The sequence below is a fragment of the Streptomyces sp. NPDC093018 genome (assembly GCF_040684035.1).
Lineage (GTDB): Bacteria > Actinomycetota > Actinomycetes > Streptomycetales > Streptomycetaceae > Streptomyces > Streptomyces murinus.
Genome location: NZ_JBFBFF010000020.1, coordinates 96,877 through 117,340, shown reverse-complemented (window position 1 = coordinate 117,340; position 20,464 = coordinate 96,877). Strand labels below are relative to the sequence as shown.

Annotated in this window: 20 protein-coding genes; 11 read left to right on the top strand and 9 right to left on the bottom strand. The window is 72.1% G+C overall.

Translation table 11 applies throughout. From position 1 onward, the window contains the following. Positions 1-22 precede the first annotated feature (22 nt). The 3 genes from AB0N90_RS32625 to AB0N90_RS32615 all read left to right on the top strand — a co-directional run bounded on the left by AB0N90_RS32625 (position 23) and on the right by AB0N90_RS32615 (position 2,932). Entirely contained in the window at positions 23-556 is a 534-nt protein-coding gene (locus AB0N90_RS32625) for an NUDIX domain-containing protein (protein WP_365202623.1), read from the top strand. A gap of 133 nt (positions 557-689) precedes the next feature. After that, on the top strand, positions 690-1,712 hold the full coding sequence (locus AB0N90_RS32620) for a phosphotransferase family protein (protein WP_365202621.1): 1,023 nt from the start codon (positions 690-692) through the stop codon (positions 1,710-1,712). A 5-nt stretch (positions 1,713-1,717) separates the two neighbouring features. After that, positions 1,718-2,932, top strand: coding sequence for an acyl-CoA dehydrogenase family protein (locus AB0N90_RS32615; protein ID WP_365202619.1), 1,215 nt, complete (start codon positions 1,718-1,720; stop codon positions 2,930-2,932). A gap of 74 nt (positions 2,933-3,006) precedes the next feature. On the opposite strand, the gene AB0N90_RS32610 is transcribed toward AB0N90_RS32615, so the two are convergent. Genes AB0N90_RS32610 through AB0N90_RS32600 form a run of 3 tightly spaced genes read right to left on the bottom strand, consistent with a single transcriptional unit; the run spans position 3,007 to position 6,087 of the window. Then, positions 3,007-3,600 (bottom strand): TetR/AcrR family transcriptional regulator, encoded by a 594-nt coding sequence (locus AB0N90_RS32610; RefSeq protein ID WP_361681239.1) that lies wholly within the window; start codon positions 3,598-3,600, stop codon positions 3,007-3,009. 43 nt (positions 3,601-3,643) lie between these two features. Further along, positions 3,644-5,317 carry an AMP-binding protein gene (locus tag AB0N90_RS32605; RefSeq protein WP_365202617.1) on the bottom strand — a complete coding sequence of 558 codons (1,674 nt, stop codon included), beginning with the start codon at positions 5,315-5,317 and terminating at the stop codon, positions 3,644-3,646. After that, entirely contained in the window at positions 5,314-6,087 is a 774-nt protein-coding gene (locus AB0N90_RS32600; RefSeq protein WP_093680972.1) for an SDR family oxidoreductase, read from the bottom strand. The genes AB0N90_RS32605 and AB0N90_RS32600 overlap by 4 nt, the downstream gene beginning before the upstream one ends. 123 nt (positions 6,088-6,210) lie before the next feature. On the opposite strand from AB0N90_RS32600, the gene AB0N90_RS32595 reads away from it, so the two are divergent. Both AB0N90_RS32595 and AB0N90_RS32590 read left to right on the top strand, forming a co-directional pair. Continuing rightward, positions 6,211-7,470, top strand: coding sequence for a DUF1343 domain-containing protein (locus tag AB0N90_RS32595; RefSeq protein ID WP_365202615.1), 1,260 nt, complete (start codon positions 6,211-6,213; stop codon positions 7,468-7,470). 83 nt (positions 7,471-7,553) lie between these two features. Then, the gene (locus AB0N90_RS32590) at positions 7,554-8,846 is read left to right on the top strand and encodes a serine-threonine protein kinase (RefSeq protein WP_365202613.1); all 1,293 of its coding nucleotides are present in this window, start codon (positions 7,554-7,556) and stop codon (positions 8,844-8,846) included. 34 nt (positions 8,847-8,880) lie between these two features. Here AB0N90_RS32590 and AB0N90_RS32585 read toward each other — a convergent pair whose 3' ends face one another. Continuing rightward, positions 8,881-11,682, bottom strand: coding sequence for a penicillin acylase family protein (locus AB0N90_RS32585; protein ID WP_365202612.1), 2,802 nt, complete (start codon positions 11,680-11,682; stop codon positions 8,881-8,883). A gap of 220 nt (positions 11,683-11,902) precedes the next feature. Between AB0N90_RS32585 and AB0N90_RS32580 the strand changes: the two genes are divergently transcribed. The 3 genes from AB0N90_RS32580 to AB0N90_RS32570 all read left to right on the top strand — a co-directional run bounded on the left by AB0N90_RS32580 (position 11,903) and on the right by AB0N90_RS32570 (position 14,516). Then, positions 11,903-12,505, top strand: coding sequence for a hypothetical protein (locus AB0N90_RS32580; protein WP_361681256.1), 603 nt, complete (start codon positions 11,903-11,905; stop codon positions 12,503-12,505). 120 nt (positions 12,506-12,625) lie between these two features. Next, positions 12,626-13,354, top strand: a complete 729-nt coding sequence (locus AB0N90_RS32575) for a 3-keto-5-aminohexanoate cleavage protein (RefSeq protein ID WP_365202610.1) — start codon at positions 12,626-12,628, stop codon at positions 13,352-13,354. Between the two features lie 97 nt (positions 13,355-13,451). Further along, positions 13,452-14,516 (top strand): RNA ligase (ATP), encoded by a 1,065-nt coding sequence (locus AB0N90_RS32570; protein ID WP_365202608.1) that lies wholly within the window; start codon positions 13,452-13,454, stop codon positions 14,514-14,516. A 33-nt stretch (positions 14,517-14,549) separates the two neighbouring features. Here the strand turns inward: AB0N90_RS32570 and soxR are convergent, their stop codons facing one another. Further along, the gene (soxR, locus tag AB0N90_RS32565; RefSeq protein ID WP_365202606.1) at positions 14,550-15,008 is read right to left on the bottom strand and encodes a redox-sensitive transcriptional activator SoxR; all 459 of its coding nucleotides are present in this window, start codon (positions 15,006-15,008) and stop codon (positions 14,550-14,552) included. A gap of 91 nt (positions 15,009-15,099) precedes the next feature. Here soxR and AB0N90_RS32560 point away from each other — a divergent pair, with 91 nt between their 5' ends. After that, positions 15,100-15,561 carry a MaoC family dehydratase gene (locus AB0N90_RS32560; protein WP_037658329.1) on the top strand — a complete coding sequence of 154 codons (462 nt, stop codon included), beginning with the start codon at positions 15,100-15,102 and terminating at the stop codon, positions 15,559-15,561. A 26-nt stretch (positions 15,562-15,587) separates the two neighbouring features. On the opposite strand, the gene AB0N90_RS32555 is transcribed toward AB0N90_RS32560, so the two are convergent. From AB0N90_RS32555 to AB0N90_RS32545, 3 genes are all read right to left on the bottom strand, one after another. Continuing rightward, a complete protein-coding gene (locus AB0N90_RS32555; protein WP_365202604.1) occupies positions 15,588-16,211 on the bottom strand; it encodes a TetR/AcrR family transcriptional regulator in 624 nt (207 codons plus the stop codon). Between the two features lie 92 nt (positions 16,212-16,303). After that, positions 16,304-16,594 (bottom strand): YiaA/YiaB family inner membrane protein, encoded by a 291-nt coding sequence (locus tag AB0N90_RS32550; protein ID WP_085568434.1) that lies wholly within the window; start codon positions 16,592-16,594, stop codon positions 16,304-16,306. A gap of 59 nt (positions 16,595-16,653) precedes the next feature. Then, a complete protein-coding gene (locus AB0N90_RS32545; protein ID WP_365202660.1) occupies positions 16,654-17,805 on the bottom strand; it encodes an acyl-CoA dehydrogenase family protein in 1,152 nt (383 codons plus the stop codon). A gap of 67 nt (positions 17,806-17,872) precedes the next feature. On the opposite strand from AB0N90_RS32545, the gene AB0N90_RS32540 reads away from it, so the two are divergent. After that, positions 17,873-18,514 (top strand): TetR/AcrR family transcriptional regulator, encoded by a 642-nt coding sequence (locus tag AB0N90_RS32540; RefSeq protein WP_365202602.1) that lies wholly within the window; start codon positions 17,873-17,875, stop codon positions 18,512-18,514. A gap of 59 nt (positions 18,515-18,573) precedes the next feature. After that, complete coding sequence (locus tag AB0N90_RS32535) at positions 18,574-19,290, top strand: winged helix-turn-helix domain-containing protein (RefSeq protein WP_365202600.1); 717 nt, start codon at positions 18,574-18,576, stop codon at positions 19,288-19,290. A gap of 81 nt (positions 19,291-19,371) precedes the next feature. Here the strand turns inward: AB0N90_RS32535 and AB0N90_RS32530 are convergent, their stop codons facing one another. Then, entirely contained in the window at positions 19,372-20,454 is a 1,083-nt protein-coding gene (locus AB0N90_RS32530) for a Zn-dependent alcohol dehydrogenase (RefSeq protein WP_365202599.1), read from the bottom strand. Positions 20,455-20,464 lie beyond the last annotated feature (10 nt).

The window sequence follows — 20,464 nt, the reverse complement described above, 5'->3', positions numbered from 1 at the left end:
GCCCCCGTGCTTGGATGAGGGCATGAATCCTGCTGACGAGATCCTCGACGTCGTCGACGAACACGACCGCGTCGTCGGGCAGTTGCCGCGCGGTGAGGTGTACCGGCGCGGGCTGCGCCACCGCTGTGTCTTCATCCAGGCCCGGGACGCGGCCGGCCGGCTCTTCGTGCACCGGCGTACGGCGACCAAGCTGGTCTTCCCCGCCCTGTACGACCCGTTCGTCGGCGGGGTCGTGGGCGCGGGCGAGTCCTATGACGAGGCGGCGCTGCGGGAGGCCGAGGAGGAGCTCGGCGTGTCCGGGCTGCCCCGGCCGACGCATCTCTTCACGTTCCTCTACGACGACGGCGCCGGGAAGACCTGGTGGTCGGCGGTGTACGAGGTGCGCTGCGAGCTGCCAGTGAACCCGCAGGTGGAGGAGGTGCAGTGGCACGCCTTCCTCTCCGAGGAGGAGGTCGAGGCGCGCCTCGGCGAGTGGGAGTGGGTGCCGGACGGGCTGGCCGCGTACGAGCGGCTCGCGCGGTTCCGCGCCGGGAACACCGGGAACGCCCAGAGCTGAGCCTCCCGCGCACCCGGAACCCGGTGGTCCCCGTCACGTTTCCCGTCCTGTTCGCCGCACACACTGGACGACATACCGACCGGTCGGCATCATGAGTCGAGTCCTGCTATCCGACCGTTCACAGGAGTGACACATGAGCGCCGACCACCCGCCCGGACTGGACCTGGACCGGCTGCGCGCCCTGCTGGAGCGGGAGCGCCCTGGGCTGGTGCGGGGGCCGCTCACCGGGCGGCTGATCGAGGGCGGCCGGTCGAACCTCACCTACGCGCTCTCCGACGGCACCTCGAAGTGGGTGGTGCGCCGCCCGCCGCTCGGCCATGTCCTCGCCACCGCGCACGACATGAAGCGCGAGCACCGGGTGATCAGCGCCCTGCACCCCACCTCCGTACCGGTCCCCGCGCCGGTGCTGCTGTGCGAGGACGAGGAGGTGCTCGGCGCGCCGTTCTACATGATGGAGTTCGTCGCGGGCACGCCGTACCGCACCTCCGCACAGCTCGCCCCGCTCGGCGAGCAGCGGGTGCGGGGCGCGGTGCTGTCCCTGGTGGACACGCTGGTCGAGCTGCACGCGGTGGACCCCGCCGAGGTGGGCCTCGGCGACTTCGGCCGCCCGGAGGGCTATCTGGACCGGCAGCTGCGCCGCTGGGGCAAGCAGCTGGACGCCTCCCGCAACCGCGAGCTGCCCGGCATCGACGAACTCCACGCCGCACTGGGCCGGGGGCTCCCCGGCTCGCCCGCCGCCACCGTCGTGCACGGCGACTACCGGCTGGACAATGTGCTGATCGGGGCGGACGACCGGATCACGGCGATCCTCGACTGGGAGATGTCCACGCTCGGCGACCCGCTGACCGACCTCGGTCTGCTGGTGATGTACAGCCGCTCCCTGGACCTGCCGAACTCCCCCGTCTCCACCACCGCCGAGGCACCGGGGCACCCCGCGCCCGAGGAGCTGATCGAGCGGTACGCGGCGCGCTCCGGGCGGGACGTCTCGGCCGTCCCCTGGTACGAGGCGTTCGCGTTCTTCAAGCTCGCCGTGATCCTGGAGGGCATCCACTACCGCTTCACGCTGGGCCAGACGGTCGGGCGCGGCTTCGACCGGATCGGCGAGCTGGTGCCCGTCTTCATCGACCACGGACTGACCACCCTTCAGGAAGGCTGACCGTCATGGACTTCGCGTTCGACGCGCGTACCGAGGAGATGCGGGCCAAGCTGCTCGCCTTCATGGACGAGTACGTCTACCCGGCCGAGCCGGTCGCCGAGGAGCAGCGGGCCGCGCTCGCCTCGCCGTGGGACACCCCGGCGGTGGTGGAGGAGCTGAAGGCGGAGGCCCGCAGGCAGGGCCTGTGGAACCTGTTCCTGCCCGACACGGAGTACGGCGCGGGCCTGACGAACCTCCAGTACGCGCCGCTCGCCGAGATCACCGGCCGCTCCCCGCACCTGGCGCCCACCGCGACCAACTGCGCGGCGCCCGACACCGGGAACATGGAGGTGCTGGCGCAGTTCGGCGACGAGGCGCAGAAGAAGCAGTGGCTGGAGCCGCTGCTCGCCGGTGAGATCCGGTCCGCGTTCGCGATGACCGAGCCGGAGGTAGCCTCCTCGGACGCCACCAACATCACCACCCTGATCGAGCGGGACGGCGACGAATACGTCATCACCGGCCGCAAGTGGTACATCTCCGGGGCGATGAGCCCGGACTGCCGGATCTTCATCGTGATGGGCAAGACGGACCCGGACGGCGCGGACATCCGCCGCCAGCAGTCCATGGTCCTGGTCCCGCGCGACACGCCCGGGGTGACCGTCCGGCGGGCCATGCGGGTGTTCGGCTACGAGGACCACTCGCACGGCGGACACGCCGAGGTGGTCTTCGACCGGGTGCGGGTGCCGGTGTCCCATCTGATCGGCGAGGAGGGCGGCGGCTTCGCCATCGCGCAGGCCCGGCTCGGCCCCGGCCGGATCCACCACTGCATGCGGCTGATCGGCATGGCCGAGCGGGCGATCGAGCTGATGTGCCGGCGCGCGGTCTCGCGTACGGCGTTCGGCAAGCCGCTGGCCCAGCAGGGCGTGGTGCAGAACTGGATCGCCGACGCCCGGGTGACGGTCGAGCAGCTGCGGCTGCTGGTGCTGAAGACGGCCTGGCTGATGGACACCGTCGGCAACCGGGGCGCGCACACCGAGATCCAGGCCATCAAGATCGCCACCCCGCGCGCGGTGGTCGACATCCTGGACCGGGCGATCCAGCTGCACGGCGCGGGCGGGGTGAGCCAGGACTTCCCGCTGGCCGAGGTCTACGCCGCCGCCCGCACCCTGATGCTGGCCGACGGCCCGGACGAGGTGCACCAGCGGTCGCTGGCGCGGCGGGAGCTGAAGAAGTACCTGTAGGCGGACACGGGTGAGGGGCGGCCCGCGAAGGAGGCCGCCCCTTGCCTGCGCTCACGGGCGCGGGTCACCGGCGTTCAGGGGCGCAGCGCGCGCAGCAGCAGGTCCGCGAGGTGGTCGGCGACCTGCTGGGGGCTCAGCGGTCCGTCCGGGCGGTACCAGGTGGACAGATGGTGGACGGAACCGAAGTGGTAGTCCACCACCAGGTCGGCCGGGGTGGCGGTGGAGAAGACGCCGGACTTCTGGCCCTCCTCGATGAGCGCGCGGAACCGTTCGTGGTAGCGGCGCCGTTCGGCCCGTACCTGCTTGTGCTTCTCCGGGCTCAGCTGGTGCATGGAGCGGAAGAAGATCGAGGCGTCGTCCAGGTTCTCGATGGTCGACACCACGACGTCCGCCGCCGCTTCCCGCAGCCGGGTCTCCACGGGCGCGTCCATGTCGGCGAAGTGGTCGAGCCGCTCCTGCTGGACGCGGAGCATGCGCGCGTACACCTCGTGCAGCAGATCGTCCTTGGAGCCGAAGTAGTGGTACAGCGCCCCCTTGGTGACGCCGGCCGCCTCCACGATCTCCTGCACCGAGGTCCGGTCGTAGCCCTGCTCGGCGAAGAGCCGGGTGGCGGCGGCCAGCAGCCGCTGCGGAACAGGTGCTCCGTCGCCGTCCGTCGTCCTGGGCACTGCCGCCACCTGCCTTCCGTGATGTCGCTCGTTCTGAGTGTCGCTAGTTTCGGCGTTCGCCGTCGCCGCGGGAGCGAAGCTCCCGCCGGAGGATCTTCCCACTCGACGTCTTGGGCAACTCGGGCAGGATCTCCACCTGGCGCGGATATTTGTAGGCGGCCAGTCTCTCCTTGCAGTACACCGCGAGTTCATCCGGGTCCGCCGCGGCGCCAGGACGAAGGCTGATGTACGCCTTGACGGTCTCCCCGCGATAGCCGTCCGGGATGCCGACGACGGCCGCCTCGCGCACCGCCGGATGGGCGTACAGGACGTCCTCGACCTCGCGCGGCCACACCTTGAACCCGGACGCGTTGATCATGTCCTTCTTGCGGTCCACGACGTAGAGCCAGCCCTGCGGGTCCATGAACCCGATGTCGCCGGTGTGCAGCTCGCCCCCGGGGAAGGTCTCGGCGGTGGCGTCCGGGCGGCGCCAGTAGCCGGGGATCACCTGGGGCCCGCGCACCACGATCTCGCCCTGCTCGCCGAACGGCACGTCCGCGCCGCTCTCGTCCACGATCCGCACCAGCGTGTCCGGTCCCGGCAGGCCGACCGCGAGCGTCCCGGAGACCGGGTCGACCGGCGCCTCCAGACCGGAGGGCACGGAGGCGCAGGGCGCGGTGCACTCGGTGAGCCCGTATCCGTTGCGGATGTACGCCCCGAACCGCGCCCGGAAGCCCTCCACCAGCGCGGGCGGCAGCGGGGCCCCGCCGGAGGCGAGGTGCACGAAGGAGGAGAAGTGCTCCGGACCCGCCCCGGGGTGGGCGCCGAGCGCCATGAAGGCGGTGGCGGGGCCGACCGTGAACACCGGGCGGTGCTCGGCGAACGCCTCCAGGACCACACCCGGTTCGAACCGGTAGGCGAGGACCAAGGTGCCGGCGCTGTTCAGACAGGCGCCGAACTGGCAGACCATGCCGGTGATGTGGAACAGCGGCGCGAGCGCGAAGTAGACCGGCCCCTCGGGCAGCGGGAGCCCGGTGCGCTGGCGTTCCACGGTGTACATGATGTTGCCGTGGGTGTTGGTGGCGCCCTTGGGGGTGCCGCTGGTCCCTGAGGTGTAGCTGATCAGCGCGATGTCGCCGGGTCCCGGGTCCCGCCCCTCGGGCACCCGCCCGCCCTGCCGGGCCACGGCCACCAGGTCCTCGGCGTCGGGGGCTCCCGGCAGCCGCTCGAAGGCCAGCACCCGCTGGTCGTCGCGGGTCTGGAAGTCCAGCTCGCACCCGGTGAGCACGATCCGCACCGGCGAGTCGGCCGCCGTCCGCCGCAGGTACGACTCCCACGCCCGCTCGGAGCAGATCAGCGCGGCCACCTCGGCGTCCCGCAGCACATGGCCGACCTCGGCCGACTTGTACATCGGGTTGACCGGCACCACGGTCGCGCCCGCCTTCCAGGCGCCGAGCACGGCCAGCACGAAGTGCGGGGAGTTCTGCAGGAGTACGGCCACCCGGTCGCCGCGCTCCAGTCCGCGCGCGGCGAGACGCGCGGCGATCGAGTCGCTGAGCTCGTCCACCTCGCGGTAGCTCAGGCGGGCGTCGAAGTAGGCGAGGAAGGTGCGCTCGGGCGCCTTCGCGGCGGCGGCGCGCAGGGCGTGCACCAGCGAGTCGGCCGGGGCGACGGGGACCCGCTGGGCCTCGTTCAGCAGGGCCAGCCAGGGCTTGGCCGCGTACGGGGAGTCGCTCACGAGACCTCCTCCACCTTCTGCTGGAGGTGGTTCATGCCGGCCAGCCAGCGCTCGGGGTCGGCCGCGCGCACCTGGTAGCGGGCGCCGGTCTCCGGGTGCGGCAGGATCAGGAAGCGGTCCTCCTCGATGCCCTTGAAGAGCGCGTCGGCCACGTCCTGCGGCTCGATCGCGGTCGGCACCAGCACCACCTCGCCCGCGGTGCCGGTGGCCGCGAGCATGTCGGTGCGCACGCCCTCCGGGCAGATCGCGTGCACCTTCAGACCGCGGTGGCGGTACGTCAGGGACAGCCACTCGGCGAACGCGTAGGCGCCGTGCTTGGTGACGCTGTAGGAGGGGGCGCCGACCATGGTGAGCAGCCCGGCGGCGGACACGGTGGTGACGAACCGGCCGCTGCCCCGCTCCAGCCAGTGCGGCAGCAGGGCGTGGGCCGCGCGGACATGGGCCATCACATTGACGTCCCAGGCCAGTGCCCAGGACCGCTCGTCCAGCGGCCCGGCGATGTCGCCGTCGGAGAAGCCGACCCCGGCGTTGGCGCAGTACACGTCGATGGTCCCGCCGAGCGCGTCCCGGGCCTCCTCGACGATCGCGGAGGCGTCCCCGGGCACGGCGGTCCCGCCGATCTCCTCGGCCACCGCCTTCGCCTTTCGCCCGTCCAGGTCGTTCACCACGACCCGGGCCCCGGCCCCGGCGAACCTCCGGGCCAGCGCGGCCCCGATCCCCCCACCGGCCCCGGTGACGACGACTCCCGCATCCTGCATGGCTTCCACCATCGGTCTCCTTCGACACGACGCGACTCGGCTCAGCGCGGCCAGACTAACCGGTCGGTATGTGTGAAGGAAGGGTCATCGCACCAACCTCTAGAGGCCCGCACCTTCCGCACCAACGGAGGTCCCATGCAGCTGTCCCGAAGAAACCTCCTGGCCACGGCCACCCTGGCCGCCGTCCCCGCCGCGTCCCCCGGGGAGGCCGTGCCCCCCGGCGCGGCCGTGTCCCCTCGGCACCGCGCGTCCTTCCGCACCGGCTTCGAGCGGCTCGCGGCCGACGGCTACCGGCTCCTCCACGGCCAGAAGGCCGGCATCGTCACCAACCCCACCGGCATCACCCGCGACGCCCGGCACATCGTGGACGTCATGCACGAGGACAGCCGCGTCAGGCTGACGGCGGTCTTCGGCCCGGAACACGGCTTCCGCGGTACCGCGCAGGCCGGGGGTTCCGAGGGCCGCTACGACGATCCGGAGACGGGCCTGCCGGTCTACGACACGTACCTCAAGAGCGGTCAGCCGCTGGCCGACGTCTTCACCGCCTCCGGCGTCGACACGATCGTCTTCGACATCCAGGACGTCGGCGCCCGCTTCTACACGTACATCTGGACGCTGTACGACTGCATGGAGGCCGCCCGGACGGCGGGGAAGCGGTTCGTCGTGCTCGACCGCCCGAACCCGGTCACCGGCCGTGAGGCTCAAGGTCCGGTGCTGCACAAGGAGTTCGCCACGTTCGTCGGCCGGCAGCCGATCGCGCAGGCGCACGGCATGACCGTCGCGGAGCTGGCCCGGCTGTTCGACAAGGAGTTCCTCGGCGGGTCCGGCCCCCTGGAGACCGTGCTGATGACGGGCTGGCGGCGCACGGACTTCTACGACGCCTCGGCGCTGCCCTGGGTGCCGCCGAGCCCCAACATGCCCACCCCGGACACGGCGTTGGTGTACTCCGGCACCTGCATGTTCGAGGGCACGAACCTCTCCGAGGGCCGCGGCACCACCCGGCCGTTCGAACTCCTCGGCGCCGAGGGCATCGACGGCCGCTGGGCGGCGGCCGCGAACGCGCTGGGGCTGCCCGGGGTGCGGTTCCGGGAGGCGTACTTCGCGCCCACGTTCTCCAAGTTCGAGGGGAAGACGGCCGGCGGGGTGCAGATCCATGTGACGGACCGGGCGGCCTACGACCCGGTGCGCACCGGGATCGCCCTGCTGGTGACCGCGCGCAAGGTCTGGGACGGCTTCGCCTGGCGCTCGGACGACTGGATCGACAAGCTCACCGGTTCGGACCGGGTGCGCACGATGATCGACGCGGGCGCGGACACCGACGAGGTGACGGGCGCCTGGCGGCAGGAGTTGGCCGCGTTCCGGCGGGTCCGAAAGGAATACCTGCTGTACACGTGAGGCGAACCGGTTTCAACTCCACTGCGTCGCGGGACAATTACACCGGGTAACGTGTCGTTCTCCGCGGGGCGAGGGAGCCTGGCATGGCGGATTCCGGGATGAGCGTGTCTCCCTACTGGGAGCTGACCTTCGACACCGGCGGGGACGTCGACCCGCCCGAACGCGATCACCTGCTGGCCCAGGTCACGGAACACGGCATCCGTGACCTGGTCGTCTTCGCACACGGCTGGAACGAGGACCGGTCGGCGGCGACCGCCCTGTACCGCCGCTTCTTCGCCCCGTTCCCGGGACTCGCCCCCAAGGCGCACCTCGGGTACGTCGGGGTGGTCTGGCCGTCGATGCGGTTCAGCGACGAACCGATCCCCGACTTCCCGAAGTCGGTGGTGGCGACGGAGGCGGCGCCCGGACCGGCGCTGGACCAGGACACCCGGCGCGGGCTGCTCGTCGCCTTCCCGGACCGGGCGGACGTCATCGACCAGGTGGCCCGGCTGCTCGGCGAACGGCCGGACGGGGACGCGGGGTTGACGGAGTTCGGGCGGCTGGTGCGGCTGCTGCTGGACGGGGCGGGGAGCACCGCGGCCGATACCGACGAGGACGGCGAGCCGGCCGTGTTCACCGAGGAACCCGCCACCGCCTGCGCCGAGTTCGCCGGTGCGCTGGCCGCGGTCGCGGCACCGGGCGGCACCGAGGGGTTCAGCCTGCCCAATCCCTGGGAGGGCGCGAAGGAGCTGCTGCGGCAGGCGGCGTACTACCAGATGAAGGGGCGGGCCGGGACCATCGGCGAGCACGGACTCGGGCCGCTGCTGGGGAAGTTGGCGGCGAAGGCGCCGGGGGTGCGGGTGCATCTGGTGGGCCACAGCTTCGGCGGGCGCCTGGTGGCGTTCGCGCTGCGCGGGCTGCCCGGTCAGGCGCGCCCGGTGAAGTCCCTGACGCTGCTCGAAGGGGCCTTCTCGCACTATGTGTTCGCGGACCGGCTGCCCGAGGACCCGCACAAGTCGGGGGCGCTCAAGGATCAGCAGCGGCGGATCGACGGTCCGCTGGTGTGCTGCCACTCGCACTTCGACGCGGCGCTCGGCACCTTCTATCCGCTGGCCTCGCGGCTCGCGGGGGACGACCGGTCCTGTCTGGGCAACGAGATCGCGGCCGTGCTGGGTCCCCGGTGGGGCGCGCTGGGCCATGACGGGGTGCAGGCGGTGCCGGGCACGGCCCAATTGGATCTGGCCGGCGCCCTGGCGGGCCGGCTGCCCGCGTCGGGGTGTGTGAACGTGGACGCGGCGGCGGTGGTCCGCCGGGGCGGTCCGCCGGCCGGGGCGCACAGCGACATCCTGCACCCCGAACTGGCCCGGGTGGTGCTGGCGGCGGGCCGGATCGCCTGACCCACCGCCAGTCACCGCTCGCTCGGTCCCGAGGTCACCGGTGCGAGGTGTACTCCACGACCTGCTGGAAGGTCGGCCGGTTCTGCCAGCTGATGTTGCCGTGCTTGATGCCGCCCAGCGTGCGCTGGACGATCGAGTCGGCGCACCACTGGTCACCGGCGGAGCAGACCGAGTCGCCCGGGTAGACCTGGGCGGCGGTCATCCCGGCGGCCTGCTTGAGGGTGCTGATCAGGGTGTCCCGGCAGGCGCCCAGGTCCCCGTTGCCGCAGTACTTCGCGGCGAGGGGGCCCTGCACGTTCTGCCCGAGCACCGAGCGGATGTCCTTGTCGACATAGCTCCACCAGCCGTACTGGAAGGAGCTTCCGGCGTGCGAGCCGGTCGGTCCGTGTCCGGCGGACGGGGCCTCGTCGATGGCCAGGTTGCTGGTGAGCGCGTTGTACAGGTCGCTGCCGAGGCCGGGCTGGAACTCGGCCTTGACCAGCAGCGGCCACCAGGCGTCCAGGATGCGGATCGCGTCGGCGTCGGCGTACGTCTTGGAGCCGGCGCTGGTCTCGGTGCGCTGGGCGCCCGCGGTCACCCATGCCTGGAGCTTGTTCACCGCGTCGGCGGCCGCGGAGTCGGTCACCGGCGAGGAGTTGATCACCTGGAGCAGCTCGGGCAGCACGTCCTCGGCGCGCAGATCGCTGACGCTCGCGGACGCCATGGCCTGCACCAGCTGGGCGCGGGTCACCCCGCCGGCCGCGACCAGCTTCTTCACCCGGTCGTCCAGCAGATTGGCGCGGTGCACGGAGCCGTCGCCCCAGGAGGCCGTGGTGTAGTCCTTGGCCTGCTTGTTGTTCCAGGAGACGTAGTAGTCCTGGTCGATGGAGTTGGGGTGGGCGGAGGGCGCGGTGTAGTCGGCCGTGTTGGTGTCCGGGTTCCAGTTCTTCCACTCGTAGGCGGGCTGCGCCCACACCGGGAACTCGGCGTCGACGCCGTCCGCGCGGACCGGGTTGTCGCCGCTGTTGTAGTAGGCGGTGTGCTGGGAGTCGGCGTAGAACCAGTTGAAGGTGTAGTTGATGTGCTGCGCCGCGCTCTGGAAGTCCTGGGGGCCCTTGATGTAGCCGGGGTCGTTCAGCATCTGGAAGCCGATGATCGAGTCGACCTCGTGCAGATACGAGGAGCGCAGGCTGGTGTAGGCGACCTTCTTGCCGCCGACGGTCGCCCGGTACTCCACCGGACCGTACTTGGTGCGCCAGACCCGCATGGTGTACGACCCGGCGGCGGTGCCGTCGGCCAGCGTGGGCGACCAGGAGTTCTTCTGCTCGACCTTGTCCATGGCGGTGCAGGTGCCGTGGTACAGGTAGTGGTAGTCGTCCTGGCACAGCTCGACGGCGTAGGTGTCGATGATGTCCTGGCCGGAGGTGGTCGCGCTCCAGGAGTAGTCCTGGCCGCGGCCGAGTTCGACGTACATGCTCAGGCCCGCGAAGGAGGCGCCGCGGGCGCTGATGCCCGGGCCCTGGATCTCCTGGAGCATGAGCAGCTGCGGCGCGAAGTAGCCGGTCTGCGGTCCGAAGACGGCGATCGGATGGCCGCTCGCGGTGTATTTGCCGCTCACCACCAGGGCGTTGGACATCCCCCGGTGGGCGGAGCTGAGGTCCGTCTTCGCGGCCGTGGTGGAGGCGCTCTTGGCGGCGGTGGAGGCCGCGCTGCCGGTGCGGTCGTAGACCAGCGGCTCCTGGGTCACCGAGCCGGCGTCGGGCATCGCCTGCCCCTGGGCGGTGGCGGGCTTGGCGCCGTACGGGAAGCTCTGGCCGCCGTGGACGGTGAGGACGGCCTCGGGGTCGTTGCGCTCGCGGAAGGACTCCCAGACCTTGGTGCCCTGCTCGACGCCGTACTTGTCCTGCGCGGCCATCAGGGAGAGGGCGTTGTTCACCTCTCCCCCGCCGCCGGAGCCGAACAGGGAGCCGATGACGGAGGCCAGCGCCACCAGGTCGGTGATCTTGAAGTGGTCGATGGTGCCGGCGTTGGTGATCGCGTCCTTGTGGCCGGTCAGGTCGTACTCGCCGGGGAAGTAACGGCCGCTGTCGGAGGCGTCGATGTAGGAGTTGATGCCGTCCAGGTAGGCGTCGGCGTCGGAGAGGGCCTGCTGGCCGCGGGCGCCGTTGTTCGCCACGGCGCGGTCGATCTGCGCCTGGAGGTCGGCCTCGGTGTAGGGCGCGTTGCGGTAGAACTCCTGCTCCAGGCCCTGGTTGGCGGCGGCGCCGCCCGCGAAGGAGGTCAGCTGGCCCCGGCCGACGTGCCGGAAGACGTCCATCAGCCAGAGCCGGTCCTCGGCCGCGGCGTACCCGGCGCCGAACTCGGTGCCGTAGCGGGTGGTGCCGGTGATGTGAGGGACGCCGGTCTTCTTGTCGCGCACGATCGTCACATCGCTGCGCCCGTTCGGCTTCTCGGTCGAGGCGACCTGGTCGGACGGGACGCCGAACGAGGCGTCGTTGAAGAAGTTGTTGATGGTCGTGTCGCTCAGGCCCTTGTAGCCCGTGGCCAGGTTGGCGTACGGGCCGAGCTGGTCCTCGGCGTGCCCGGGCTGGGTGCCGAAGGCCTGGTTGAGGAGGATCTGCGCGAGGGTGGCGTTGCCGTTCTCGCCGGGCGGCAGGATGTCCGAACACTGGCCGCCGCAGTAGTCGTTCGCGGCGGCCGCGGGGGACGCGGAAGTGGCCGCGCTCGCGGCGCTCTGGGTAATGGGGGAGACAAGTCCGGCTATCAGAACGCATACCGACGCCGTCTTCAGGAACCCGGGGAGTCGGCGGAACGTTCTCACTCTGTCAAGGGCGGTCCGTGGGGTGCGCCGTGGCATGGCAGCTCCTAGCGACTGGGGTGCGCGAACGTTACCGCCGGTATCCCCGAAGTTGAAGATGAACATGCGTCACGTTTTTGGGTTTGCGGGAAGGCCGAGCAGAACAAGCGCGAGAAGAGATGGAGCCGAAGCGCCTGTCGATACGTCTATCAGGCGACGTCCGTACGACGACGCCGAAGTGGCCGCGGAACAGGTGCAGGTGTGACGGAGGTGCAGGGCGATGGCCGGTTTCCGGAGTCTGGCGAGACAGGTACGCGATCCGGACTGCGATCTGGCACTGCGGCGCTATTCGCTGCGCAAGTGCCTTGAGAAGTTCGCCCCTTACGGGCATCGGGCGACATGGGACCATCTGTGCGCGCGGGCCGGGTTCGGTCCCGAGGACCGCTCCCCCGACCCGGCGCGGCTCGTGGCCGCACTGGAGGAGCTGGAGGAGGCCCGCTCCGTCTGGCTCGGCTACGAGAGCGAGTTCACCGAGCGCCGCCGCCGCGAGAAGCACGACGGGCTGCGCCGGCCGGGCAGTGTGGACGACTGGCACCGGCTGACCTGGGGCGGCTTCGGGGTCGCCTGGTGCGACGACCCGCGGGTGCACCCTTCCGATCCGCTGGCCGAGGTGCTGCGCAGGCTGATCGACGCACTGGAGCGGGAGCCGGGGGCGAGCTGCCCGGTCTGCGGCGCCGACCGGCTCGTATGGAAGTACGGCCTCGACCACGAACCGTCCTCGGGACCCGTGTGCGGCGACTGCGGGATACTCGTCCCGCGCCCGGTGCTCTCCCCGCAGGCGCTGGCGTACGCCAGGCGGGGGCGCCTCCTGATGCCGGCCTGACCGAGCCGGCGAGGATCTCGGCAGGGGAATGTCCGGGGGCCGCGCAGGGGATGCCGCGCCCCCATGCTCCACCGATCTCGCTCCGCTGACTTCACCGGCGGCGACTGGCACCATCGAAGCATGGTGCAGGCATGTCTGAACGGAAGCCGTACCGCCGAGCACGGCGCGGCCGTCCCGATGTCACCGAAGGACCTGGCGCGCTCCGCCGCGGACGCCGTCGCGGCCGGGGCCACGGAGATCCATGTCCACCCCAAGTGCCCGTGCGGGCACGACAGCCTCTCCCCCCGCGTCCTCACCCCGGTCCTGGAGGCGCTGCGCGAGCGGGTTCCGGTGCCGATCGGGGTGACCACCGGCGCCTGGGCCGAACCCGACCCCGCCGCCCGTCTCGCCCGGGTGCGCTCCTGGCCCCTCCTGCCCGACTTCGCCTCGGTCAACTGGCACGAACCGGGCGCGGAGGAGCTGGCCGCCCTGCTGCTGGAGCGGGGTGTGGCCGTCGAGGCGGGCATCTGGTCCGGCACGGACGGCGCGGCCCGTTTCACCGCCTCCACCCTCGGCCCCCGGGTCCTGCGCGTCCTGGCCGAGGTCATGGAGCCGGACCCGGCCACGGCGGAGGACTCGGCCCGCGCTCTGCTGGCCGCCCTGGGCGAGGCGCACGGCCGCCCCCGTCTCCTGCACGGCGAGGAGGGCGGCACCTGGTCCGTCCTCCGCCTCGCCGCCCGCCTCGGCCTCGCGACCCGGATCGGCCTGGAGGACACCCTGCTGCTGCCGGACGGCGAACGGGCCGCGTCCAACGCCCGGTTGGTGACGGAGGGCCTCATCCAGTACGCATCGGCCCGGCACTCGTCATAGACCGACGGGACGGTAGCAGGCGGAAATCGGCTCGTTCCACGGGTTTGGTGTCCGCGACAGTGGCGGGAGTCGAAGCCGTGAGGAACGGGGGATCTCCATGTCCACATTGCGGGTGACCGCCGAGGTGCTGACCGTCCATGCGCACCCGAACGCCGACGCGCTGGAGCTGGCACAGGTGGGGCTGTACCGGGCCGTGGTGGCCAAGGGGGCGTTCCGCAGCGGGGAGGTGGCGCTGTACATTCCCGAACAGGCCGTGCTGCCGGTCGAGTTGATCGAGGAGCTGGGGCTGACCGGGCGGCTCGCGGGGTCGGCGGCCAACCGGGTCAGGGCGGTACGGCTGCGCGGCGAGCTGTCCCAGGGCCTCGTGTGCCGGCCGAAGGCGCTCGACGGCGTCGACCTCGCCGCCGCGGCCGCCCGGGGCACGGACTTCGCGGAGCGGCTCGGCATCACCAAATGGGTGCCGCCGATCCCGCCCACCATGAACGGCGAGGTGGAGCCGGCGCCCGAGCTGCTGCCCTGGGTCGACATCGAGAACATCCAGCGCCACCCGGACATCTTCACGCCCGGCGAGCCGGTGGTGCTCACCGAGAAGCTGCACGGCTCGGCCTGCCTGCTGACGTATGTCGCCGGCGAGGGGCGGGTGTACGTCTCCTCCAAGGGCTTCGGCGCCAGGTCGCTCGCGCTCAAGGAGGACCCCCGCAACCTGTACTGGCGCGCCGTGCACGCCCACGGCGTCCCCGAGGCCGCCGCCCGCCTCGCCGAACGGCTCGGGGCCCGGCGGATCGGCGTCTTCGGCGAGGTGTACGGCGCGGGCGTGCAGGACCTGACGTACGGCGCGGACGGCCGCCGCGAGACCCTCGGGTACGCGGTGTTCGACGTCTCGGCGGAGATCGGGGGCACCGTGCGCTGGCTGGACACCGCCGTACTGGACGGCGGACTGCCGGTGGTGCCGCGGCTGTACGCGGGGCCGTACGACATCGACCGGGTGCTCTCGGTCGCGAGCGGCCGGGAGACGGTCTCGGGACGCGAGCTGCATCTGCGCGAGGGCGTGGTGATACGGCCGGCCGGCGAGCGGTACAGCGCGGTGACCGGCGGCCGCGCGATCGCGAAGGCGGTGAGTCCGGCGTATCTGACCCGCAAGGGCGGCACGGAGTACGAGTGACCGGGGCCGGGGCCGGGCCGCCGGGCCCCGGGCTCAGCGGCCCTCCGCCATCAGCCGCGACCCCGCCCGCCGCTCCCCGAACTTGTCGTCCGGGTTGGACAGCACACAGGTGTCCAGCGACAGACAGCCACAGCCGATGCAGTCGGTCAGGTGGTCGCGCAGCCGGTTGAGCTGCGTGATCCGCTCGTCCAGCTCCGAGCGCCACGCCTGCGAGAGCCGCGCCCAGTCCTCCCGCGTCGGGGTGCGCTCCTCCGGCAGCTCGGCCAGCGCGGAGCGGATCGTGGCGAGGGGGATGCCGACCCGCTGCGCCGCGCGGATGAACGCCACCCGGCGCAGCGTGTCCCGGCTGAACCGGCGCTGGTTGCCCCCGGTGCGGCGGCTGGTGATCAGGCCCTTGGCCTCGTAGAAGTGCAGCGCGGACACGGCGGCACCGCTGCGCGCGGCCAGCTGGCCGACGGTCAGCTCATGGATCTTCTCGGGAATCTGCGGCACCCCTCAGAGCCTAGGGCCTGTCCGTTGACATCGGCGTCGCACCCAACCATGCTAAGCAGTTGCTTAGGCATACGATCGAGAGGCCGGGAACATGGCAGAACCGAGGATCTTCACCTCCCCCGCCGAGCTGAAGGCGGCCGTGGGCGAGCAGCTGGGCCACACCGACTGGCTGGAGGTCGACCAGAAGCGGATCGATCTCTTCGCCGAGGCCACCGGGGACCACCAGTGGATCCATGTGGACCCGGAGAAGGCCGCCGCGGGGCCGTTCGGGACGACCATCGCGCACGGCTATCTCACCCTGTCCCTGCTGCCGCTCTTCGGCCCCCAGCTGATGCGGGTCGACGGCGTGAAGATGGGCGTCAACTACGGCACCAACAAGGTCCGCTTCCCCGCCCCCGTCCCCGTCGGCTCCCGGCTGCGCGCCACCGCGACGATCACCGGCGTCGAGGACGTCACGGGCGGCGTGCAGGTCGCCGTCGCCTTCACCGTGGAGCGCGAGGGCGGCGACAAGCCGGTGTGCGTCGCGGAGTCGGTGTCCCGCTACTACCTGTAGAACCCCGACCTCGCCGCGGGGCGGGGCTACTTCGCCCCGACCATCCGCAGCACCAGCTCGGCGTACAGCTCGCCGACCGCCTCCGGCGTACGTGGCCCGTCGATGTTGAACCAGCGGGCCACGTCGATGCACAGCGACAGCACGGCGAGCGTGGTGCCCTGGACGTCCGGCACCTCGAACTCGCCCGCGGCGACGCCGTCCTCGATGATCCCGCGCACCTCGGCGTCGACCTGCCGGCGCAGCCCGAGGATCTCGGCGCGGGCCCCGGGGCCGAGGGCGTCGAGCTCGTACTGCACGACCCGCGCGGTGGTGCGCCGCCCGGCGTGCCAGCGGACGAAGGAGCTGACCGCGTCGGCGAGCCGCTCCTTCGCGGAGCCCTCGCGGCGGGCGGCCGTGCGCAGGATGTCCAGGGCCTTGTCGTGACCGATGCGGCTGATCCGGTGGAGCAGCTCTTCCTTGGTCTTGTAGTGGATGTAGAGCGCGGCCGGGCTCATCCCGGCGCGGCCCGCGATGTCCCGGGTGGTCGTCGCGTGGTAGCCGCGCTCGGCGAAGGCCTCCACGGCGGCCACCAGCAGCCGCCGGGCCGCGTCAGGGGTAACCTCCTCCCACGGCTCCGTCTCGCCGCCGGTCGTCTCCGCCGCCGTACTCATCGCTCTTACGCCCCTCTCGGTGACAGGAGCACCACCATACCGCCGACGGTGAGCGAGCGCTTAGCGCAGCAGCCCGAAGGCCGTGCGGAAGGTCAGAGCTTCTCGGCGAAGGGGTCGTGCTCGGCGAGGAGCTTGTCCAAGCGGGCCTGGTCGACCCGGCTGACGATCTGTCCGGCCTCCTGGCGGTCCCGGATCACCTTGGCGAGGGTGAAGGCGGAGGTGACGAGGTACAGGACGGCGATCGCGAGGAACGCGCGCACCCATGCGTCGGTGTCCAGCCGGAAGATGCCGACGGACGTGGCCACCATGGCGATGGCGAAGGACGCGACGGCCTGGCCGTAGAAGGCGGCCGTGCTCTGCTGCTTGACCGATGTGTCACTCATGAGGAAGAGGATCGGCGCGCACGGCCCGCGCCACATCCGCTCGGCTACTCAGACGGTACTCAGAACGCCGAAACCCCGGTCAGGGAACGGCCGATGAGCAGCTTCTGGATCTGGCTGGTGCCCTCGTAGAGGGTCATCACGCGGGCGTCGCGCAGGAGTTTGCCGACCGGGTACTCGTCGATGTAGCCATAGCCGCCGAAGACCTGGAGCGCGTTGTTGGCGGCGCGGACCGCGGCCTCGGAGGCGAACAGCTTGGCCTTGGAGGACTCGACGGCGAACGGCTCGCCCCGGTCGATCAGATCGGCGACCCGCCAGGTCAGCAGCCGGGCCGCGTCCACGTCGACCGCGATGTCGCTGATCAGTTCCTGCACCAGCTGGTGGCGGGCGATCGGCTTGCCGAACTGCTCGCGCTCCCCCGCGTAGGCGACGGCCGCGTCCAGGGCGGCCTGGGCTATCCCGACGCAGCCCGCCGCCACCGACATCCGGCCCTTGGCGAGCGCGGACATGGCGACCGAGAAGCCCTTGCCCTCCTCGCCCAGCAGCGCGGCGGCGGGCACCCGCACGTCCTGAAGGACGAGTTCGGCGGTGGCCTGGCCGCGCAGGCCGAGCTTGCCGTGGATCGGGCGGCGGCTCAGGCCGGGCGTGTCGGTGGGCACCAGGAAGGCGCTCACGCCCTTGTGGCCGGGGGCGTCGGTGGAGCGGGCGAAGAGCAGGACGACGTCCGCCCAGGTGCCGTTGGTGATGAACATCTTGCTGCCGTTGACGACGTACTCGTCGCCGTCGCGTACCGCGCGGGTGGTGAGGTTGCCCGCGTCGGAGCCGGTGCCCGGCTCGGTGAGGCCGAAGCAGCCGACGTACTCGCCCGCGGTCAGCCCCGGCAGCCAGCGCCGCTTCTGCTCCTCGCTCCCCCAGGCGGCGATCGTCTTGGCGACGAGGCCGAGGGAGACGGACACGATGCCGCGCACCGAGGAGTCCCCGCGGCCCAGCTCCTCGGTGACCAGGCAGTACGAGAGGTGGTCGCCGCCACTGCCGCCGTACTCCTCCGGGACCGTCAGTCCGAGGAAGCCGATCTCGCCGAGCTTCTTCACGATGCCCCGGTCGACCTCCTCGGCCCGGTCCCAGGCGATCACGTGCGGGGCGATCTCACGGGTCACGAAGTCCCGCGCGAGCCGCCGTACGGCCGCCTGCTCCTCGCTCAGCCCCAGGTTCACCACGGGATCACCTCTCCCATTTAAATTAGCACTGCTAGTTTAAGGACGCAGCCCTACTATGTGCGCCATGGCCCGACCGCGCAAGCCCCTGCTCAGCACCGACCGGATCGTCCGGACGGCCCGCGAACTCGTGGACCGGGAGGGCCTGGCGGCCGTCTCCACCCGTCGGCTCGCCGCGGAGCTGGGGGTGAGCGGGCCCTCGCTGTACAACCACTTCCGCACCAAGGACGAGATCCTGGAGGCGGTCGCGGACTCGGTGAGCGCGCTGGTCGATCTGTCGATGTTCGAGGACGGCCGGGCCTGGCGGACCGCGCTGCACGACTGGGCCGTCTCCTACCGGACCGCGCTGCGCGCCCATCCCAACATCGTCCCCGTGCTCGCGCGCGGCCCCGGGCGCCGGCCGGCCGCGCTGCGGGTGGCGGACGCGGCGTACGGCGCGATGGTCGACGCGGGCTGGCCACCGGCGCAGGCCACGTCCATCGGGGCGCTGATGCGGTACTTCATCATGGGCTCCGCGCTCGGCTCCTTCGCGGGCGGCTTCGTGGACGACGCGAGCGCGTACGACCCGGCCGACTATCCGCATCTCGGACAGGCCCATCTCCTCGCGGAGCAGCAGGAGAAGATCGACGAGCGGGCCTTCGAGGCCGGGCTGAGCGCGCTGCTGGACGGGCTGGCGCAGCAGTACGAGCGGGTACGGCAGGAGTCCTAGGCGGCCCGGTGCCGACACTTCGGCGCCGGCCGAAGTGTTCCGGGCGCATGCTGGGAGGCATGACCAGGATCGAGGACCCTCAGGCCGCGGGGCTCGCCGCGCTGGCCGGGCTGATCGCGGACGAGACCCGGGCCACCTGTCTGCTGGCCCTGCTGGACGGGCGGGCCTGGACGGCGGGCGAGCTGGCGCGGCACGCCGGGGTGGCCGCGTCCACGGTGAGCGAGCATCTGGGCAAGCTGGTGGCGGGCGGGCTGCTCGCGCAGGAACGCCAGGGGCGGCACCGGTATGTGCGGCTGGCCGACGCGCGGGTGGCGACGCTGGTGGAGGATCTCGCGGCGCGGGTGCCTCCGGCGGCCGGGCGGGGGGCGGTGCGTTCCCTGCGCGCGGCGAGCGCGGGGGCGGCGATGGCGCGGGGGCGTACGTGCTACGACCATCTCGCGGGGCGGCTCGGGATCGCGCTCACGGACGCGTTGACCGCGCGGGGGCTGTTGCGTCAGGACACGGGGTTCGCGCTGACGGACGCGGGGGTGGAGTGGTTCGCGACGACGGGGATCTCCCTGACGCCGACCGGCCGCCGTCCGCTGGCCCGCGGGTGCCTGGACTGGACCGAGCGCCGCCCGCACCTGGCCGGTGTGGCGGGGGCGGCGCTCTGCCGGCACGCGTTGGCCGCGGGGTGGTGCGAGCGGATCGGGAGCGGGCGGGCGGTCCGGGTGACGCGGGAGGGGGAGCGGGTGTTGTGCTCGCTGCTCGGCATCGCTCCAGGTGCCCTGGGCTGATCGCCGGCGAGGGGGCGGGGGCGTCGGTGAATTGCCGGGCGCGGGTGCGTCGTGGTTCCTCGCGCGGTTCCCCGCGCCCCCTCAGAACACCACCAGCGCCCGTCCGCCCTTCCCCGCCTTCATGTTGTCGAAGGCGGCCGGGATGTCCGCCAGGCCGATCCGCTCCGTCACCAGGGCGGACAGGTCCAGACGGCCGGCGCGGACGTGTTCGGCCAGCAGCGGCAGGTCCTGGGAGGGGTCGCTGTTGCCGTAGACGCAGCCGGACAGGGTGCGGCCCCAGTGGAAGAGTTCGAGGGCGTTGAAGGTGACCTGCTGATCCTTGCCGCCGATGCCGACGACCGTCGTACGGCCGCCCCGCCGGGTGGACTCCCAGGCCGCGCGGATGCTGACCGCGCGGCCCGCGCACTCGACGGCGACGTCCACGCCCTGCTTGCCGGTGAGGGCGCGGATCTCGCGGGGCGTGGTCGTGGAGGCGAGGAGGAAGTCCGTGGCGCCGGCGCCGCGCGCCAGGTCCTCCTTCGCGGGCGAGACGTCGACGGCGACGATCCGGGACGCGCCCGCGATCCGGGCCGACTGGAGCGCGGCGAGGCCGACCCCGCCCGCGCCGAACACCGCGACGCTCTCCCCGGGCCGTACCCGGGCGCTGTGGTGGATCGCGCCGTACCCGGTGAGCACGGCGCAGCCGAGGAGCGCGGCGTCCGCGAGCGGCACCCCGGGCGGCAGCGGCAGCACGCAGGACGCGGCGACGACGGTCTCCTCGGCGAACGCGGCGACGTTCAGACCGGGATGCAGCGGGGTGCCGCCGGCGGTGTGGGCGTACACGGCGGCCGCGCCGTCGAGCGCGTTGGCGCACAGCCAGACCTCGCCGAGCGAGCAGGCGTGGCAGGTGCCGCACGCGGGCGCCCAGTTGAGGACGACGGGTGCCCCGGGCGCGACATGGGTGACGTCCGGGCCGACGGCGACGACCGTGCCCGCGCCCTCATGGCCGAGCACCGCGGGCACCGGCACGCTCATGGTGCCGTCGGACAGGGAGAGATCGGAGTGGCACACCCCGGCCGCCGCGAGCCGGACCCGGACCTGTCCGGGACCCGGGTCGGGCAGCTCGATGCCGGTTATCTCCAGGGGTGCGCCGACGGCGGGAAGGACGGCGGCTCGTACGGCCATGGTGGGCGGA

Coding starts and splice junctions, on each gene's coding strand:
- AB0N90_RS32615 (WP_365202619.1), top strand. CDS start 1,718: ATGGACTTCGCGTTCGACGCGCGTACCGAGGAGATGCGGGCCAAGCTG.
- AB0N90_RS32555 (WP_365202604.1), bottom strand. CDS start 16,211: ATGAGTACGGCGGCGGAGACGACCGGCGGCGAGACGGAGCCGTGGGAG.
- AB0N90_RS32595 (WP_365202615.1), top strand. CDS start 6,211: ATGCAGCTGTCCCGAAGAAACCTCCTGGCCACGGCCACCCTGGCCGCC.
- AB0N90_RS32530 (WP_365202599.1), bottom strand. CDS start 20,454: ATGGCCGTACGAGCCGCCGTCCTTCCCGCCGTCGGCGCACCCCTGGAG.
- AB0N90_RS32535 (WP_365202600.1), top strand. CDS start 18,574: ATGACCAGGATCGAGGACCCTCAGGCCGCGGGGCTCGCCGCGCTGGCC.
- AB0N90_RS32625 (WP_365202623.1), top strand. CDS start 23: ATGAATCCTGCTGACGAGATCCTCGACGTCGTCGACGAACACGACCGC.
- AB0N90_RS32590 (WP_365202613.1), top strand. CDS start 7,554: ATGGCGGATTCCGGGATGAGCGTGTCTCCCTACTGGGAGCTGACCTTC.
- AB0N90_RS32575 (WP_365202610.1), top strand. CDS start 12,626: ATGGTGCAGGCATGTCTGAACGGAAGCCGTACCGCCGAGCACGGCGCG.
- AB0N90_RS32540 (WP_365202602.1), top strand. CDS start 17,873: ATGGCCCGACCGCGCAAGCCCCTGCTCAGCACCGACCGGATCGTCCGG.
- AB0N90_RS32570 (WP_365202608.1), top strand. CDS start 13,452: ATGTCCACATTGCGGGTGACCGCCGAGGTGCTGACCGTCCATGCGCAC.
- AB0N90_RS32580 (WP_361681256.1), top strand. CDS start 11,903: ATGGCCGGTTTCCGGAGTCTGGCGAGACAGGTACGCGATCCGGACTGC.
- AB0N90_RS32620 (WP_365202621.1), top strand. CDS start 690: ATGAGCGCCGACCACCCGCCCGGACTGGACCTGGACCGGCTGCGCGCC.
- AB0N90_RS32560 (WP_037658329.1), top strand. CDS start 15,100: ATGGCAGAACCGAGGATCTTCACCTCCCCCGCCGAGCTGAAGGCGGCC.
- AB0N90_RS32585 (WP_365202612.1), bottom strand. CDS start 11,682: ATGCCACGGCGCACCCCACGGACCGCCCTTGACAGAGTGAGAACGTTC.
- AB0N90_RS32600 (WP_093680972.1), bottom strand. CDS start 6,087: ATGGTGGAAGCCATGCAGGATGCGGGAGTCGTCGTCACCGGGGCCGGT.
- AB0N90_RS32550 (WP_085568434.1), bottom strand. CDS start 16,594: ATGAGTGACACATCGGTCAAGCAGCAGAGCACGGCCGCCTTCTACGGC.